The organism is Kribbella sp. VKM Ac-2568 (assembly GCF_004345365.1).
In the GTDB taxonomy this organism is placed as follows: domain Bacteria; phylum Actinomycetota; class Actinomycetes; order Propionibacteriales; family Kribbellaceae; genus Kribbella; species Kribbella orskensis.
The window spans coordinates 349205-367304 of sequence record NZ_SLVF01000003.1 but is presented as its reverse complement, the minus strand read 5'-3'; the positions used below and the strand labels follow the sequence as shown (position 1 = coordinate 367304).

The 18100-nt window shown below is 68.5% G+C and carries 8 protein-coding genes; 4 read left to right on the top strand and 4 right to left on the bottom strand.

Annotated elements, in window-relative coordinates; genetic code table 11:
• Positions 1-6 precede the first annotated feature (6 nt).
• The 4 genes from EV648_RS09170 to EV648_RS09155 form a co-directional block, all read right to left on the bottom strand.
• Positions 7-1584 carry a diguanylate cyclase gene (locus EV648_RS09170; protein WP_241994990.1) on the bottom strand — a complete coding sequence of 526 codons (1578 nt, stop codon included), beginning with the start codon at positions 1582-1584 and terminating at the stop codon, positions 7-9.
• A gap of 23 nt (positions 1585-1607) precedes the next feature.
• Positions 1608-3161 (bottom strand): diguanylate cyclase, encoded by a 1554-nt coding sequence (locus tag EV648_RS09165; protein WP_132287640.1) that lies wholly within the window; start codon positions 3159-3161, stop codon positions 1608-1610.
• A gap of 728 nt (positions 3162-3889) precedes the next feature.
• Positions 3890-5107 (bottom strand): cytochrome P450, encoded by a 1218-nt coding sequence (locus EV648_RS09160; protein WP_241994989.1) that lies wholly within the window; start codon positions 5105-5107, stop codon positions 3890-3892.
• A 354-nt stretch (positions 5108-5461) separates the two neighbouring features.
• Complete coding sequence (locus EV648_RS09155) at positions 5462-9157, bottom strand: NPCBM/NEW2 domain-containing protein (protein WP_158293950.1); 3696 nt, start codon at positions 9155-9157, stop codon at positions 5462-5464.
• Between the two features lie 355 nt (positions 9158-9512).
• Here EV648_RS09155 and EV648_RS09150 point away from each other — a divergent pair, with 355 nt between their 5' ends.
• The 4 genes from EV648_RS09150 to EV648_RS09135 all read left to right on the top strand — a co-directional run bounded on the left by EV648_RS09150 (position 9513) and on the right by EV648_RS09135 (position 17991).
• The gene (locus tag EV648_RS09150) at positions 9513-10769 is read left to right on the top strand and encodes a lipase (RefSeq protein ID WP_132287634.1); all 1257 of its coding nucleotides are present in this window, start codon (positions 9513-9515) and stop codon (positions 10767-10769) included.
• Between the two features lie 449 nt (positions 10770-11218).
• Positions 11219-13978 (top strand): type I DNA topoisomerase, encoded by a 2760-nt coding sequence (gene topA, locus EV648_RS09145; RefSeq protein ID WP_132287631.1) that lies wholly within the window; start codon positions 11219-11221, stop codon positions 13976-13978.
• Positions 13978-14421 carry a Fur family transcriptional regulator gene (locus tag EV648_RS09140; protein WP_132190326.1) on the top strand — a complete coding sequence of 148 codons (444 nt, stop codon included), beginning with the start codon at positions 13978-13980 and terminating at the stop codon, positions 14419-14421. Before topA ends, EV648_RS09140 begins: the two co-directional genes overlap by 1 nt.
• Before the next feature lie 708 nt (positions 14422-15129).
• A complete protein-coding gene (locus EV648_RS09135; protein ID WP_241994988.1) occupies positions 15130-17991 on the top strand; it encodes a glycoside hydrolase family 2 TIM barrel-domain containing protein in 2862 nt (953 codons plus the stop codon).
• The last annotated feature ends 109 nt before the right edge of the window (positions 17992-18100 follow it).

Sequence of the window (18100 nt, the reverse complement as noted above, 5' to 3'; positions counted from 1 at the left end):
GCAGGACTACTGGCGAGGCAGTCCACCCGCACGACGGTGGCGCTTCTCGGCGTACATGAGGCGGTCCGCTTCGGTGAGGAGGTCCGCGACCGCGGTTCCGTCCGTGGTGGCGGCGTGGCCGATGCTCAGCCGGAGCATCGCGAACCACGGCTCCTCCGCGTCCGTGGCGACCCGCTCGGCAGCGGCTCTGATCCGCTCGACCAGTTCCCGCGCGCCACGCTCGTCCGGGTTGTCCAGCACCACCACGAACTCATCGCCACCGGCGCGGGCGACCACATCCTCGGCGCGGCACTGCTCGGTCAGCAGGTGCGCGACCCGGCGGAGTACCTCGTCGCCGCAGGCGTGACCGTGGCTGTCGTTGACCACTTTCAGGTTGTCCACGTCGATCGCGAGCACTGCGACGGAGCGACCCGAGTCGAGTGCGGCCGCCATCCGCTCGTCCAGCGCACGGCGGTTCCCCACGCCGGTCAGCGGATCTTCCCGAGCGGCCCGCCACTCGGCGTCATGCCGGATGGAGAGGTCGTGGGTGGCCAGCGCGCTGCGTACGGCGTACAGGCCGCGGAGGCGTTCGGCCCACCAGCCGCGGGTGATGGCGCGGGCGTACTGCAGGCCGGAGGCCGCGCCGGTGTCGCCGGAGTCCGCGATGATCTGTACGGCGGTGTGCCGCACCAGCGCCTCGACCGGCGGATCGGAAGTGGGGGGCAGGTCGGTGTTCGCCCGTTCGGCGGCTTCCATCGCGTCGTCGAGTTGACCCATCGCGGCATAGGCCTTGGCCAGATAGGCCCCCGCGATCGCTGCGACCTCGAGAGCACCCAGCTTCGCCAACTGGTCGCGGCAGTCCTTGAGGATGACCGCGGCCCCGCCGGGATTGACGTCGTACTCGCTGGCCGCGAGCCACATCCGTCCGGTCATCGGCCAGTAGCCGATCAGGCGGGCCCGGACGATCACCTCGTTCGCCTCGGCGGCCCACCGCTTGGCCTCGAGCCGTCGCCGCCGGATCTCCCCGTCGTGCGACGAGTCGCCCAGCCGCTCCATCTCGTGCGCCCAGCGGAGGTTGGACTCCGCCAGGTTCAGCCGGTTGATCACGGGGGACTCGGGCAGGCCGAGCGGATCCGCATCGGCCTCGGCGGCGAGTTCGAAGTGCGGGATGCACAACTCGAACAGCCGCAGCAGGTCGTAGGCGTAACCCAGACCTGTGTTGCCCCAGCTCAGCAGGCCGGGGTCGCGCGTGCGGGCGAGCGCGTTCTCGGCAGCGACCAGGTCGGCGACGGAGTCACCACCCTCACCGGTGCGGATCAGAGTGACGATGCGGACCGCGAGGGCGTTGGCCTCCCAGCCTGGTTCCTCGATCGCGCGAGCCACCCGGATGCAGCCGTCGACGGCGTCCAGGGCCTCCTCGGCGTCCATGCCGTGGTGTGCGGCGACCGCGCGGACGTACTCGGCGGCGGCGCGTTCGCTGCTCGGGTCGGGGCCGAGCTCAGCCAGCAGCCGGCGGACGTCCGCCGCGGCCTCGGCCGGGTGACCGGACTGGGCGCGGGTCATCGCCGCGGCTATCCGCGCGGTCACGCCCGACGTCTCGCGCACCCGACCTCCCCTGCCGCCGACCCTCACCTGACTCGGCGCTTGTCTTCGTACAACCGGTGGTCCGCCACCGGGACCAGGAGTTCCACCGGTACCCCTTCCGCGGTCGCGGCGTACCCGATGCTCAGGCTCAATCCGCGCAGCCACGGTTTCGCCGTCGTCCCCGCGACGATCGCGACGGCGGCTCGGACCCGCTCGGCCAGTTGGGCGCCGCCCTCCGCGTCCAGCTGATCCAGCACCACGAAGAACTCGTCCCCTCCCGATCGAATCACGGCATCGGTCGCTCGCGCCTGTTCCACCAGCAGGTTTGCCACTAGTTGCAGCAATTCGTCCCCACAGGCATGCCCGTAGGTGTCGTTGACCACCTTCAGGTCGTCGACGTCGATGGCCAGCAATGTCACCGCCCGCTGGGAGTCCCGCGCAGCCGTCAATCGCTCGTCCATCGCCCGGCGGTTGCCGATGCCGGTCAGAGGATCCTGCCGTGCCGCGTGCCATTCGGCATCATGACGCGCCGACAGATCATGCACGACCAGCGCATGCCGTACTGCGTTCAGCGCGCGCTGGCGTTCCTTCCACCAGCCACGGGCCACCGAGCGCGCATAGGCCAAGCCGGTGGCGGCACCGAACTCGCCGTTGGCCGCCGCCAGCTCCGATCTCGTTTGCAGGACAAGGATCTGGGTCGCCGGATCGGCCAGCGGGATCAGGTCGTCGGCCGCGCGTTCGGCGGCAGCCCTTGCCTGGTCCAACTTGCCCTGTGCCGCCAAAGCCCTTGCCAGGTAGGCGCCGGCGATCGCCAGCCGCTCGGTCTCGCCGAGCTTGCTGATCTGATCGCGGCAGTCCTCCAACTCCTCAACGGCTGCTGCGGGATCCCCGGCGGTCACTGCCGCGGCGAGCCATAGACGCGCGCTCAACCGCCAGTACTCCTGGCTCTCGTCGTCGACGACCACCAGCGCCGCTTCGCTGGCCCAGTAAGCCGCCGAGGCAAGTCTTTCCTCGATCTCCGCCTCGTACGCCGGGTCGCCGAGCCGCTCGAGCTCGTGGGCCCAGCGCAGGTAGGTCTCCGCGAGGTTGAGCCGGTCGATCGCGGGCGACTCCGCGAGCTCGAGCACGTCGGCGTCAATCCCGGTGGCGCTCTCGTAGTGCGGGATGCACAGCTCGAACAGCCGCAGTACGTCGTACGCATATCCGAGTCCGGTGTGGGCCCAGCCGCGCAGGCCGGGATCAGTGGTTCGTTTGAGCGCGTGCTCGGCGGCGACCATGTCGTTCACGGTGTCGCCACCGCGTCCGCTCCGGGCCAGGTTGATGATCCGGATCGGCAAGGCGTTCGCTTCCCAGCCCGGCTCGTCGATCGCGCGGGCCACGGCGAGGCACTCATCCACCGCCGCCAGCGCCTCGTCGGCGTCGCTGGCATGGTGCGCAGCCACGCCGCGGACGTACTCCGCGGCCGCCAGCTCGTAGCTGGGCACGCCGCCGAGCTCGGCGCGGATCACGTCGATCTGGTCCGCCGCGACCGCGTGTCCGCCTGATTGGGCCAGCGTCATCGCGGCGGCGATGCGTGCGGTCAGCTGCCCCGCGTCCATCCCCGCCCCTCCCGTCCGTCACCCGCTGTTCGGGTCGGACCGCCCATTGTGGTCGCGGAGGGCCCCGCTGTCACGGCCTGATCACCAGTACTCCGCTCAGCGTGGTCGTCGGTACTATTGTCAGGACAAGGAACCCTGGACGAGAACCGCCGGATCAGCCAGCCGCTGCTGGGTAAAGCATCCGGGCATCCCCGAATCGCAACCTACGACTGGAAGCGATGGGACGGCGTCGGGGTGATCTCTCCCCGCGAATCCCACATCCCCTGATCGACGGGCTCAGGTTGATGGTCGATTGGTTGGCTGCGAGTACCGTCAGACTCCGGCTCGCCCAGAAATTCCTCGGCGTATTCGCGCGCGGTATTCCGCCAGATCGGGGCGTCTGTACTCCGATCCCACCAGGCAGGTGTCGACGGCTGGAAACCGGTCGGCCGGCGTTAGGAGGTCGTACACACCGGCCGCCATCGCCACCTTGCACGGATCACGCCATTTGGATCGCCCTGGCAGGACTATCCGCTCGACGGGCTTTGCATCCGAGAGATGCGTCGGGGAACGTCTGAGCGGACACCACAGCGGCGGGACATCCCAGATGTGTGCAGCAACCACCGCGGGCGTTTTGAGCAGGCGACGGAGGAGCAGACGACCAGGGGTGAGTCGGAGCAGGCCACGAGCGAGCGACGAAGGAAGGGAGTACGTCGGCCCGTGCGGACCGACGTACAAGCCTCGTCGGATCAGCCGGCTGCCTGCTGGGTTTCGGCGGCGCGGAGCTGGACCGGGAGTGACTCGACTCCGTAGACGATGGAGAAGTCACGGAATCGCAGTTGGTCCTCAGAGACAGCGAGGGACAGGTCCGGAAAGCGGTGTGCCAGGGCGGTGAAGGCGGCTCGCAGTTCCATCCGGGCTAGCTCGGCGCCGACGCAGCGGTGCATGCCATGCCCGAACGCGAGGTGCGCGGCAGGTGCTCGCTGCGGGTAGAAGGACTCCGCGTCCAGCCCGAACACCTCCTTGTCCCGGTCCGCGCCGGACAGCGAGACGGCGACCAGGTCGCCCTTCTTGACCTGCTGGCCGAAAAGGTCCTGGTCGTGCTTGGCGAACCGCGGGAAGGCGACCTGGACGACCGTCAGGTACCGCAGGAGTTCTTCGACGATCGCGTCCACCGCGCCCGGCTCGTTGCGGATCCGGGCGAAGTTCTCCGGGTCGCGCATCAGTACCAGGGTGCCGAGGGCCAGCATGCTGGCCGAGGTCTCGTAGCCGCCGAGGAAGACGCCGTCAGCGAGCCCACCGAGCTCGATGTCGTCGATCCCGTCGCCGTGCTCGCGGATGATCGAGCCGATCAGGCCGTCGCCGGGGTTCTGGCGCTGCTTGCCGACGATCTCGAAAAGGAATTCGCGCGACTCGCTGGCCGAGCCGAAGACGCCGATCCCGCCGCCGGAGAGGTCGAAGCGGGCCGGACCCAGGGCCCGGAACCTGTCCCGGTCGGACTCCTCGACGCCGAGCAGGTCGGCGATCAGCAGGAACGGAACGTTGAAGGCGAAGTCCGCGACGATGTCGACGACCGGGCCCTTGGCCTCCATCAGGTCGAGCTGGTCGTTGACGATCTTCTCGATCGCCGGTTCCAGCCGGGCCAGCCGGCGCTTGGTGAACTCGGGGGTGAGGAGCTTGCGCAGCCGGGTGTGGTCCGGCGGATCGGTGAAGCCGAGGCCGCCGATCCCCTCGGACGGCTTGCTCGGGTCCGAGCCGACCAGCGGCCGGATGTCGTTGCTGAAGTTCGTGGTGTCCGCGAGCACCGCCTTGGCCTCGGCGTGGCCGCTGACCACCCAGACGTTCAGCCCGAACAGGTGGGCCAGTTTGTGGACCGGCTCGGTCTCACGGACCTCGCCCAGTTCCGGGGTCGGGTCCAGGCCTTCGCGGCGCAGCGGCATCGAGAGCTGGCGGGGGACGATCCGCATCTTCGACAGATTGAGACCACCTTTGCGGGTGGTTCTGCTCAAGACCCGGCTGCCGACCCATCTCTTCACATATGTCGCAACCATGACTCCCACGCGCCCTCTCTGAACAGCTGCCCCGACGGCTGCATCCCTACTTCGAAAGTAGTCGCCCCGGGGACCAGATCTGATGGTGTTGGCACTACTTCCGCAGTGGCGTTGGCACCACCATGGGAGGGGGCCATGGTCCTGCCAGGTCAGACCCTGTCATGGACGAGGGGCGGGTTACCACCGGAACCCACCTGTACCGTCCCCTGGGACGGCGATCAGGTGGGTTCCGGGGGTGCTCAGGGAAAGTCCAGCCGAAAGTCGGATGTGTCAGTTGCTCCCGCAGGTTAGGCGGGCGTCCGCCCAGTCGGCGTGGTCGCTGGTGACACCGTCGCCGGCGTCGGTCACCTGCAACGTCAGTAGCTGACCACCTGTCACATCAACCGTGACAGGCACCGTGGGCGACGTTCCGGTGAGCAGATCCGATGTGTACTTCGCCACACCGTCGACGGCGACCTTGAAGCTCACCTTGCCACGATCCTCCATCTCGTCGTCCACCCCGACCTTCGCGGTGAAGGCCGAACAGTTGCCACCGAGCCGGACGCTGACTAACGACGGCGCGTGGGTACCGAGCCCCTTGGCGTACTGCGTGCCGTCCAGCGTGAGTGGGCCGCCGTCACCGGCGCCGTCCTCGCCGTTGCTCTTGTCCCGCTCGACCGGTCCCCAGCCGTTGCTCGAGTCGATCCACTCCAGGTCGCTCACCCAGGGCTGTCCGGTGGGTGCCGGCGGTAGCGGCTTGTCCGCGATGGTCGCGGCGAAGAACCCGAGGCCGCCGCCGGGCAGCTTGATCGCCTTCACCGTCTTGCCCGGATCCAGTGCTACAGCGGTGTAGAAGACCCGGTAATCCGTTGTGGTGTTGGCCAGACCGGCCGGTGTGTACCGGCCCTTCACCGAGACCGCGAGCTTCGCGCCGCCGGTGGTCGGGTCCTGGCAACACCAGTTCGGCAACTGGAACGGAGCCTGCGACTCGGACCCATCGGTGTAGATGACGGTGACGCTCCCCTTGGCGTTCAGGCTCGCTCCCGCGCCCAGCAGGGCAAGGTGAGAACCGGTGCCGGAGACGAGGATCGGGGCCGGCTGGTTCTTCACCAGGTTCGGCGTTCCCGGAGCACCCGTGGGCCAGGTGAACTCGGCGTCCTGCACGGTGACCTTCGCGCCCGGCGTGTAGCCCGCCGCGGCGAGGGCCTCGCCGTTGAAGCTGTTGCCCGATCCGTCGAAGTTGCCCTGGGCAAAGCTCGACGCGTCGCTCACGCCGACGACGTTCGCCGCCTGCGACAAGGATGCGTAGGGCAACTGTGCCGTGGCCACCGTGCTGTTGGTGTACGCGGCGTCGTCCACCTTGTACGACGCGTCCAGCCGCAGAGTGAAACTGGCCGGTTTCACCGCAGCGGCGGGGGTCACCGCCAGCTTGGTGCTGACCGTCTTACCCGGGTCGACCTTGGCGAAGGTGCTCGAACCAGTGGCCGTCCACCCGTCCGGCAGGTCGAGAGCCAGCCGTACGTCGCGCATCGCCGTCGTACCGGCGTTCTTGAAGGTGGCGGTGACCTCGGTGGCCTGGCCCGGGGCGTTCCACAGGGACGGCGAGGAGAGCTCGGGGGTGCCGAAGGTGTCGGAGACCGCCTTGCCGCCGCCGACCGAGGTGGTGTCGTCCAGTCGCACGGTGGCATCACGAGAGGTCGACAGCGATGCCGTCTTCACCAGCACCACGCCGTTCTCGTAGTACCAGCCGGTGGAGGCCGCGAGGTACGCGTTCTTGCTGACCAGCTTGGTGAGCTTGCTCCCGTCCACGGTGACGTCGCGCGGTGCGGTGCCGGTGTGGACGGTCAGCTCGTACGGGCGGGCGCCTGGCTTGCCCGCGTACGAACCGCGGCTGGCGCCGATCTTGACGGTGACGTCGCCGCGAGCCGAGACGGGTGCCGCGACCTCCAGCAGTTGGCTGGCGGACTTGTCCAACTTGTAGTCACGGGTGACGCGGTCGTCCTCGTAGAGCGAGAAGGACGACTTGCCCTGGGGGTAGACGTCGACGGTGAGCCGGTCGCCGAAGCCCTGCTCCGCGGCCGAGTTGATGCCGCTCTTCCACATCGGGACCACCGCGCCGGCCTTGACGAACAAGGGCAGCGTGTCGAGCTTCGCGTGGTACCCGTTGACGGTCGTCGGGCCCTGGTAGACCTTGCCGGTCCAGTAGTCCACCCAGTTGCCCTTGGGCAGGTAGATGCCGCTCTTCACCTCGTCGGCGCCCCACATCGGCGCCACCAGGAACTCCTTGCCGGCCAGGAACTCGTACTTCGTGGTGTCGTCCCAGGTCTTCGGGTCGTCCGGGTACTCCAGCACCAGCGAGCGGTTCAGCGGAGCACCGGTACGGTGCGCCTCGGCGGCGTACGAGTAGAAGTACGGGAGCAGGCGCTCGCGCAGCTTGAGGTACTTGCGGTTGATCGAGGTGTACGGCTCGCCGTACGTCCACGGCTGCTTGTACGCCGGGGTCGCCCAGCCGGACATCGTCATGAAGGCCGGGTTGAACACCTTCCACTGCAGGTCCCGGGTGTAGCTGGTCGGGGAGCCGCCGAAGATGCCGTCGACGTCACCCGCGCTGTAGGCGATCCCGGAGTTGCCGGAACCGGTGATGGCCGGGATCTGCCACTTGATCGCGTCGAGGGAGCCGCTGTGGTCGCCGGTCCACTGCACCGCGCACCGCTGCGCACCCGCCCAGCCCTCGACCATCCAGGCGTAGCCGCGGGCGTTGCTGTACTGCTCGATGCCGTCATGCGCGGTGTCGCAGGCGCTGAGCGCGTACCGGTAGCCCGGGCCGACCCAGGCGACGTCCAGCTTGCGCACCCGGACTCCGGCCTCGCCCACCTCGGCCGGCTGCCGGTCGAGGGACGACTGCGTCCACAGGCCCATCTGGATGTTCCGCTGGCGCAGTTCGTCGCCGGTCTGCTTGAGCGCGGGGATCTCCCGCTTGCCCCACCAGGTGCCGTCGACCTGCTCGGAGTCGGTGTCGTCGGAGTACCCGCAGCCGTAGTCGTCGTTGACCAGCATCCAGCCGCCGGGCATGTCCTCGTCGCGGAACTTCTGCGCCACCTTGACCGCGTCCAGCGTCGTCACCTTCTCCGGGTGGACCTTCCAGTCGTTGCTGGTATCCGGGTCGGTGGCGTAGTGCCCGCGGTTGTAGCAGTCGGAGTCGCCGTACTCGAGGCCGTAGATCGGAGGCATGAACGGGCGGCCGCTCAGCTCCGTGTAGCGGTCCAGCGAGGTCTTGAGATCGCCGACGAAGTAGTACGCGTCGAACCGCTTCTCGTCGTGCTTGGCGACGACGGGGTCGGCGAAGCTGTAACTGCCCGGCGCGAACGTGTTCCGCAGTACGCCGTAGCCGGCGGTGCTCATGTAGTACGGAGAGGCGTTCGGGTTGCCGCCGTCCTCCCAGTTGAAGTCGCGGGCGACCGTGATGGTCTGGTCGCGGTGCGAGAAGCGGCCGTTCTGCATCCCGCCGCCGAAGTACTGCTCGTTCGCCCCGCGGCTCAGGGACTGGGTGGTGGAGGTGTCGTTCCAGGACAGCGGAGCCGTCTCGGACCAGATCTGCTGCCCGTTCGCCCGGTACAGCGAGAAGCGCAGCGGCGACTTGTTCGCCCGTACCTCGATGGCGCCCGTCTTGAGCGAGTAGTAGCTGCCCCGGTCGCGCCAGGACGTCTTCGGCTTCGCGTAGTCGGTCTTGGTGACGATGTTCGACGCCGGGGCGGTCGGGTCGGTCGGCGGGGTGTTGGCCGGGTCGGTGAAGGTGCCGTCCGGCGCGAGCCAGATCCGGAACACGTCGTCCTTGAGGAAGACCACGCGGACCTTCGCGGTCCCGGCGGTCAGCGTGTACTGCGCTGTCTCGGCGGCGAAGGCGGTCACCGCGCCGAGGGAGGTGTCGCCGGCAGAGGCCTCGGTGGAGCCGGCGGCAGCGGGTCCCGCGCCGACTGCGTTGACCAAGGCACCCGCGACCAGAGCCAGGGATGTTCCAGTGAGAAGGGCTGAACGTTTAACGCGGACAAAGATGCTCACGAGTGCCTCACTTCACGCATCTATGAACAGGATTGCGCTATTGATAACTCACAAGGTCGGGCTTTGTCACTAGATCGGACCCGATCCGTCGCCGAGTGGTCGTCATGAAGTCGAGACGGGTCTCCATCACACGGTGGCTCCGCGTCGGCGGTGGGGGGCGGCTTCGCGAGGAGTCGCCGGACCTCCCCGAGATGACGTTCGTCCGCTGAATCCATCTTGAGGAGGGTGTTGGTCCCTCTCCCGGGTGATCCGTGCCTGCAGCAGCGGCGGGCAGGGTCGGGGGATGACCACAGTCAAACGCCGTACCTTGCTCGCTCTGCTTGCTGCCGGGGTGACAGCCACCGCCGTTCCACAGACCGCCGGTGCGTCGCCGCCGGCATCAACCACCGCGGCGCCCACGGCGTACCGGCTGGTGTTGCCGGAGCCGACGGGGCCGTATCGGATCGGGACTACCGAGCTGCACCTGGTCGACAACTCCCGAGTGGACCCATGGGTGCCCGGCCGAAAGCGCGAGCTGATGATCAGCGTCTGGTACCCGGCAATGCCCGGCGCTCGTGGTCCACGCGCTCCGTACGCGCCCCCACATGCTGCGGTGCCGCTGGCCGACCAGGTGGGCGCTGTGATCGGGCTGAAGCCGGGGCAGATCGACTACGCCGGTACGCCGACGCACGCGCGGACGGGTGTTCCCTCCCTCGGCCGGCACCCGGTGATCCTGTACTCCCCGGGCATGGGGACTTCGCGGTTGATGGGCACGAACCACGTCGAGGACCTGGTCAGCCGGGGCTATGTGGTGGTGACGATGGACCACACAGGCGAGGCGCCGGTGGAGTTCCCAGGCGGTCGAGTGGCGCCCGCCGCCATGCCGAACTCGCAGGACGTCATCAAGCCCGCCACGGCGGTCCGGGTCGCCGACACCCGGTTCGTGCTGGACAACCTCCAGCGGCTCGAGGCGGGTGCCAACCCTGACTCCGACCACCGTCGCCTGCCGAAGGGGCTGGGGCGCGCGCTCGATCTACGCCGGACCGGGATGTTCGGCTACTCGCTGGGTGGCTTCGCTGCCGCAGAGACGATGCTGGTAGACCGTCGGATCGATGCGGGCGTGAACCTGGACGGCACGCTGCAGTACGGCCACCCGGACCTCGAGCTGAGCGAGGTGGCCAAGCAAGGGCTGGATCGTCCCTTCCTGCTGTTCGCAAGCCAGCACCACACCCACCTGCCGCAGCCCGGCTCGCCGTACGAGGACCGGTCCTGGGTCAGCTTCTGGCAGCACCAGCGAGGCTGGAAGCTCGACCTGCGGCTACCCGAGGGGACTCACGGGGCCTTCGCGGACTTCCAGTTCGCGGTCCCTGGCGCGGCGAAGGCGTACGGCGTGCCGGCGGCGGAGGTCGAGGCGCTGCTCGGCAACGTCGACCCGGACCGGAGCGTGGCCGCGCAGCGTGCCTACCTCGGTGCGTATTTCGACCAGTTCCTGAAGGGGCGTCCGCAGCGACTGCTGGTGAAGGAGTCGCCGAGATATCCGGACGTGGAGTTCGTCCGCTGAATGGACCCGGAGCGGAATGTGGCTGCGCAGCGGGCGTATCTCGGCGCATACTTCGACCAGTTCCTGAAGGGGCGCCCGCAGCGACTGCTGGTGAAGGAGTCCCCGAGGTATCCGGACGTGAAGATCGTTCGGTGACCAGGTTTCCGCGGGCCGAGGTGCATCTCACACCCCGGTCCGCGGCCGGACCGCGAGCGCGGGAAACGGGGGTGGATTTCGGGCGTCCGGCGGGGCGCGCGCGACGCGCGGGAGACGGGGTTGGTGACCACTTTCTGAAACTCTGATGAGGGTCTCGACGCTCCGAGCGGTTACCGTGCGTTGAGAAATGCGTTGCTGTCGGCCGTACTCTGTCCTCGGACGGGTCGGTCTGTGTCAAAGGTCTGCCTGGGGAATGGGCGGTCCGGCCGCAGACGTTGTGGGGCAGGACGAGAGTGGCAAGAGCAAGGAGCGCAGTGGCAGGGGCATCTGGGACCAAGGCAGCACCCGGGTCGGCGGCGACGTCGACCGGACGACGGCTGGTGATCGTCGAGTCGCCGAAGAAGGCGCGGATGATCGCCGGCTTCCTGGGGTCCGGGTACGTGGTGGAGTCGAGCTTCGGCCACATCCGGGACCTGCCGAAGGGCGCCGACGAGATCCCGGCCAAGTACAAGGGCCTGCCCTGGGCGCGGCTCGGGGTCAACATCGAGGACCACTTCGACCCGCTGTACGTCGTACCGGCGGACAAGAAGGCGCAGATCCGCAAGCTGAAGGACCTGCTCAAGGACGCCGACGAGCTCTACCTCGCCACAGATGAGGACCGCGAGGGCGAGGCCATCGCGTGGCACCTGCTGGACGAGCTGAAGCCGAAGATCCCGGTCAAGCGGATGGTCTTCCACGAGATCACGCCGAAGGCGATCCAGGACGCGGTCGGGAGTGCGCGCGACATCAACGACGCGCTCGTCGACGCCCAGGAGGCCCGGCGGATCCTGGACCGGCTGTACGGCTACGAGGTCTCACCGGTGCTCTGGAAGAAGGTCATGCCGAAGCTGTCGGCGGGCCGGGTCCAGTCGGTCGCGATCCGGATGGTGGTCGACCGGGAGCGCGAGCGGATCGCGTTCCGTAGCGCCTCGTACTGGGACCTGGACGCCACCCTGGACGCCGGCGAGGGCAAGACGCCGCGGCTGTTCCCGTCCCGGCTGGTCTCGGTGGACAGTCGTCGGGTCGCACAGGGGCGTGACTTCGCCTCGACCGGTGAGCTGAAGAGCGGGAACACCGTCCACCTGGACGAGTCGACCGCCACCGCGCTGGCCGCCGCGCTGCGGGACTCCTCCTTCACCGTCCGTTCGATCGAGTCCAAGCCGTACACCCGCAAGCCGTACGCGCCGTTCCGGACCACCACGCTGCAGCAGGAGGCAGGGCGCAAGCTCAACATGTCCGCCTCGCAGACGATGCAGATCGCGCAGCGGCTGTACGAGAACGGCAACATCACCTATATGCGTACCGACTCGGTGACGCTGTCCGACACCGCGATCACCGCGGCCCGGGCGCAGGTCCGCGAGCTGTACGGCGCGTCGTACCTGCCGGACAAGCCGCGGGTCTACACCTCGAAGGTGAAGAACGCTCAGGAGGCGCACGAGGCGATCCGGCCGGCCGGCGAGCACTTCCAGACGCCGGCGCAGACCGGGCTGAGCGGCGCGGAGTACCGGCTCTACGAGCTGATCTGGATGCGGACGGTCGCGTCGCAGATGAAGGACGCGGTCGGCAACAGCGTCTCGATCAAGATCGACGCCAAGGCCTCGTCGGGCGAGAACTGCGAGTTCACGTCGTCCGGCCGGGTGATCACCTTCCACGGCTTCCTGAAGGCGTACGTCGAGGGCGCGGACGACCCGTCCGCGGAGACCGACGACCGCGAGACGCAGATCCCGGACGTGAGCGAGGGCGACGTACTGCCCGCGACCGAGGTGCTCGCCTCCGGTCACGAGACGAAGCCGCCGGCCCGCTTCACCGAGGCCACGCTGATCGCCCAGCTGGAAGAGCGCGAGATCGGCCGCCCGTCGACGTACGCGTCGATCCTGGGCACCATCCAGGCTCGCGGCTACGTCTACAAGAAGGGCAACGCGCTGGTTCCGGCGTGGCTGGCCTTCGCGGTGGTCCGGCTGCTGGAGGAGCACTTCACGCGGCTGGTGGACTACGCGTTCACCGCGTCGATGGAGGACGTGCTCGACGACGTCGCGGCCGGGAATCTGCAGCGCGAAGGCGTGCTGGGCCGGTTCTACTTCGGAGACGACGGCATCGAGGGCCTGCAGTCGATGGTCAGTGATCTCGGTGACATCGATGCCCGGGAAATGTCGACCTTCCCGGTCGGCTCCGACGGCAGCGGGATCGTGGTCCGCGTCGGCCGCTACGGCCCGTACGTCGAGGACAAGGACGAGCAGCGCGCCAACGTTCCGGAGGACCTGCCGCCGGACGAGCTGACCGTCGAGCGCGCCCGCGAACTGCTCAGCCAGCCCTCTGGGGTCGAGCTGGAGCTCGGCCAGACGCCGGACACCGGTCTCAAGGTGGTCGCGAAGGCCGGCCGGTTCGGGCCGTACGTGACCGAGGTGCTGCCCGAGGACGCGCCGAAGTCCGCCAAGCCGCGGACCGGTTCGCTGCTCAAGTCGATGTCGCTCGACTCGGTCACGCTCGACGACGCGCTGAAGCTGCTGTCGCTGCCGCGGGTGGTCGGTAAGGACCCGGAGTCCGGGGACGAGATCACCGCGCAGAACGGCCGCTACGGGCCGTACCTGAAGAAGGGCACCGACTCGCGGTCGCTGCAGACCGAGGACCAGATGTTCGACATCACCCTCGAGGAAGCGCTGAAGATCTACGCCGAGCCGAAGCAGCGCGGCCGCCGCGCCGCGGCGCCGCCGCTGAAGGAGCTGGGCGAGGACCCGGAATCCGGTCAGCCGGTGGTGGTGAAGGAGGGCCGCTTCGGCCCGTACGTCACCGATGGCGAGACGAACGCGACGCTCCGCAAGGACGACTCGGTCGAGACGATCTCCCTGCTGCGCGCGGCCGAACTGCTCGCCGACAAGCGGGCCCGCGGACCGGTGAAGAAGATCGCCAAGAAGGCGGCGAAGAAGACGACGGCGAAGAAGACCGCCACCAAGAAGGCGGCGGCCAAGAAGACCCCGACGAAGAAGGCCGCTGCCAAGAAGACGACGGCGAAGAAAACCGCGGCCAAGAAGTCCTGATGTCCGGTACTGCGAAGGGCCCGGCCGAGGTCACCGCGCAACGGCTCCGCGAACGAGGCGAGCGGGTCACCCCGGCCAGGCTCGCCGTCGTGGAGGTGCTGGCGAGCACCGAGGAGCACCTGAGCGCGGAGCAGATCGGTGAGCGAGCCGAGCAGCTGCGGCCAGGCATCCACCGCGCGACGGTCTATCGTGCGCTCGACGCGTTGGGTGAGTTCGGCCTGGTCACCCATGTGCACCTGGGGCGCGCCGGGACGACGTACCACCTGGCAGGCGAGCTGGCGCCGCGTCACCTCCACCTCCGCTGCAGCGAGTGCGGCACGGTGGTCGACGTGGCCGGCGACATCCTGGATCCGGTGCGCCGGAAGCTATCCCGCGAACTCGGCTTCCAGCTGGCCCCGGAGCAGGTCGCGCTGGTCGGCCTCTGCCGCAACTGCGCGGGATAGTTCCTTCCCACGCAGCTCCTCCGTCGCTCGCTCCCTCCCACCCCTCGCTCCCGCTCTTTCGTCGCGGCTCATGAACCCGCGGTGGCGCGCCTCGCCTACACGCCTGAGACACCCGCTGGGGGAGACCACTCGACGGGCCCCGCGTGCAGCTGGCTTGGCGATCTGTGCTCATGCGGCCCTGGACACCCTCACCGAGTACAACCGAGCAGCGATCGGCCTATCGATTGGGGCGTTGCAACCCGCCGTCTTCTGGCTGGAGCAACAGATCCGGTTCGAGCCAGCTACCCACGGACACTCCGGTATTTCAGAAACCCCTGGAGCATGCTCGAGGGGTTTCTGCTTGCCAGGCCGATCACAGCGCATCGCTGAAGCTGCCGATCCAGATTTCCTTGACCGTGGTGGTGCCGGCGGCCAAGGTGAACAGGTGACCGACTCCCCGTACGTGAGGATCTGCTCGTCGAGGCTGGCCCAGGCCGATCACCACTGCCGGTCGTAGCCGGGACGGGGGTATTGCTGCTGCGGTGTGTCGCCGAGGTCGCAAGGGGCGGGACGATGCCGTTGCGGACTCGCAGATACCGCTGCCGTTCGCGCCACCGCGGCGTAGCTGAGCCGCGACGGAGGAGCAGTTTGGGGCTTCTTTCGCAGTACGAAGGACTGTCCATATCTGTTCATCGGTGTGGATTCGTGAACGGATCGGTCGTAGGGTCGATGTCTGTGACCCATGACCACAGTTACGTCGAAGACTTCGCGCCCGGTGCTGGTGTGCTGCCCCCGCGGGCGCGGCTGGACGATGATTCCGCCCGGATCTCCCTGAGCGGCGACTGGAGCTTCCGGCTCTCGCCGAGTCTGGCCGATGCGCCGGACGACCTGAAGGACCCGGATACGTCGGCCTGGGACACGATCACCGTGCCCGGTCACTGGCAGCTGAGCGGGTACGGCGCCCCAGCGTACACGAACATCGTCTATCCCTTCCCGCTGGAGCCGCCGCACGTGCCGACGGCGAACCCGACCGGGGACTACGTGCGCACCGTGACGGTCCCGGCGGACTGGGACGGGTCGCGGGTGGTGCTGCGGTTCGAGGGAGTCGACTCGCGGTTCGCCGTCCACGTCGACGGCAACCTGGTCGGCTGGTCCTCCGGCTCGCGGCTGCCGAGCGAATTCGACCTCACCGAACTGGTTGCCCCTGGCAAGGAGATCCGGATCGCCGTCCGGGTGCACCAGTGGTCGGCGGGCAGCTACGTCGAGGACCAGGACATGTGGTGGCTGTCCGGGATCTTCCGCGAGGTGAACCTGCTCGCGCTCAAGCCGTCCGCTCCGACCGACGTCTTCGTGCACGCGTCCTATGTGGACGGCACCGGCACGCTGAAGGTCGACTCGGACGTGGCCGGCACCGTCGTCGTACCGGAGCTCGGGCTGGAGTTCCCGACCGGCTTCGAGACTCCGGTGCCTGAGGTCGAGCCGTGGAGCGCCGAGAGCCCGCACCTGTACGACGCAGTACTGCGGAGCGAGGGTGGTGAGGTCCGGTTGCGGATCGGGTTCCGCACGGTCGCGATCGCGGACGGCGTGCTCACCGTGAACGGCAACCGGGTGCTCTTCAACGGGGTCAACCGGCACGAGTTCCACCCGGATCGCGGCCGCGCCCTGACCGAGCAGGACATGCTCGACGACGTACTGCTGATGAAGCGGGCCGGGATCAACGCGGTCCGGACCAGCCACTACCCGCCGCACCCGCACTTCCTCGACCTGTGCGACGAGTACGGGCTGTACGTGGTGGACGAGTGCGACCTGGAGACGCACGGGTTCGGGTACGAGCCGGAGCCGCCCGCGCTGCCGAACCCGGTGATGGACCCGCGCTGGCAGGATGACCTGGTCGAGCGGATGCGCCGGATGGTCGAGCGGGACAAGAACCACCCGAGCATCGTGATCTGGTCGCTCGGCAACGAGTGCGGGATGGGCGACAACCTGCGCGCGATGTACGAGTTCGCGCACGACCGGGATCCGTCCCGGCCGGTGCACTACGAGCGGGACACGCAAGCGGAGTTCGTCGACATCTACTCGCAGATGTACACCTCACCTGAGGGCGTCACCGCAATCGGCGAGGACCCCTCGGCGTACCGGGGGTTGCCGTTCATCCTGTGCGAATACGGGCACGCGATGGGCAACGGGCCGGGCGGGCTGTCGGACTACCGCGCGCTGTTCGAGAAGTACCCGCGCTGCCAGGGCGGTTTCATCTGGGAGTGGATCGACCACGGCCTGCGGACCTCGGTGGTCGGCCAGGAGTTCTACGCGTACGGCGGGGACTTCGGCGAGGAGATCCACGACGGCAACTTCGTCTGCGACGGGCTGCTGTTCCCGGACCGTACGCCGTCACCCGGCATGCTCGAGTACACGAAGGTGATCGAGCCGCTGGTGATCACCGCGGACGGCAATGGCGGCATCAGCATCACCAACCGCTACGAGGTGATCGACACGGGCCACCTGACCTTCCAGATCGTCACTGAGGCCGGCGGCGAGCAGGTCGGTAGCGGGAATCTCCCGGTACCTGCGATCGCGCCGGGCGAGACTGTCTCGGTAGAGCTACCCCCGGGCATCGCCGAGCAGCAGAAGGCCGGACTGCCGGACACCTGGTTGACCGTGACGGCTGAGCTGACCGAAGGAACTTCCTGGGCCGAGGCCGGTCACCGGGTCGCCTGGGGCCAGGTGCGGCTCGACGTACCGACTGCTGACCAGCCACGTCACGCCGGCGGAGCTGCTGAAGCTACTGGGGTCAGTGGCGAGGCCCGGCACGCCAAGGCCGAGGCAGTGGGTGAGGGCGGTACTGCAACCGCTGCAGGCATCAGCCTGGGCGAACTGCCGATCCGGAACCTGCGGCTGGACGTCTGGCGCGCTCCAACGGACAACGACGCGATCCCTGGAGTCGCAGACGCCTGGAAAGAGGCCGGCCTGCACCGCGTGCAGCACCGGGTTGTCTCCGAAGGCGTCCACGACGGCGCCTGGGAGGTAGTCACCCGTACTGCGCCGCCCGCGCTCCAGTGGGGTCTAGTGGCCACCTGGCGCTTCACCCACATCGCGGACGGCTCACTCGGCCTGGACCTCTCCATCGAGCCCGAAGGTCAGTACCCGGCAACACTGCCGCGCCTAGGCATCACCTTCGAGCTACCAGGTGTAGACGCGGTCGAGTGGTTCGGCACTGGCCCAGGAGAGGCGTACGTCGACACCCGCGCCGCCGCGGCCGTAGGCAAGTACTCCGCCTCCGTTGACGAGCTCCAGACCCCCTACGTCCGCCCCCAGGAAAACGGCCACCACATCGACACCCGCTGGGCAGCGGTTGGTCCCCTCCGCATCGAGGCGGCCCCCACCCTGTTCGGCCTAACAGTCCGCAACTGGACCACCGCGGCCCTGGAGTCCGCCAAGCACGCCCCCGACCTGGTCGCAGGTAACACCACGTACGTCACCCTCGACCTCGCTCAGGCCGGCATCGGCTCCAACTCCTGCGGCCCGGCCCTCGCCGACCAGTACAAACTGACAACCGCCCCGGCCGCCCTGTCGGTGAGGTTCACGAAGATCTAGGTACGGCGGACGGCCCTCGCCGCTCCTCCGTCGCCGCTCCCACCCACCCAGGGCCGCCGCTCCTGCGTCGCGGCTCAGACGATGGTGCTGGTGGTGCGCCCCTGCCCGA

Excerpts from the sequence above, each read along its gene's own strand:
- EV648_RS09165 (WP_132287640.1), bottom strand. The coding sequence starts at position 3,161 with ATGGACGCGGGGCAGCTGACCGCACGCATCGCCGCCGCGATGACGCTG.
- EV648_RS09160 (WP_241994989.1), bottom strand. The coding sequence starts at position 5,107 with ATGCGGATCGTCCCCCGCCAGCTCTCGATGCCGCTGCGCCGCGAAGGC.
- EV648_RS09150 (WP_132287634.1), top strand. The coding sequence starts at position 9,513 with ATGACCACAGTCAAACGCCGTACCTTGCTCGCTCTGCTTGCTGCCGGG.
- EV648_RS09140 (WP_132190326.1), top strand. The coding sequence starts at position 13,978 with ATGTCCGGTACTGCGAAGGGCCCGGCCGAGGTCACCGCGCAACGGCTC.
- EV648_RS09135 (WP_241994988.1), top strand. The coding sequence starts at position 15,130 with ATGTCTGTGACCCATGACCACAGTTACGTCGAAGACTTCGCGCCCGGT.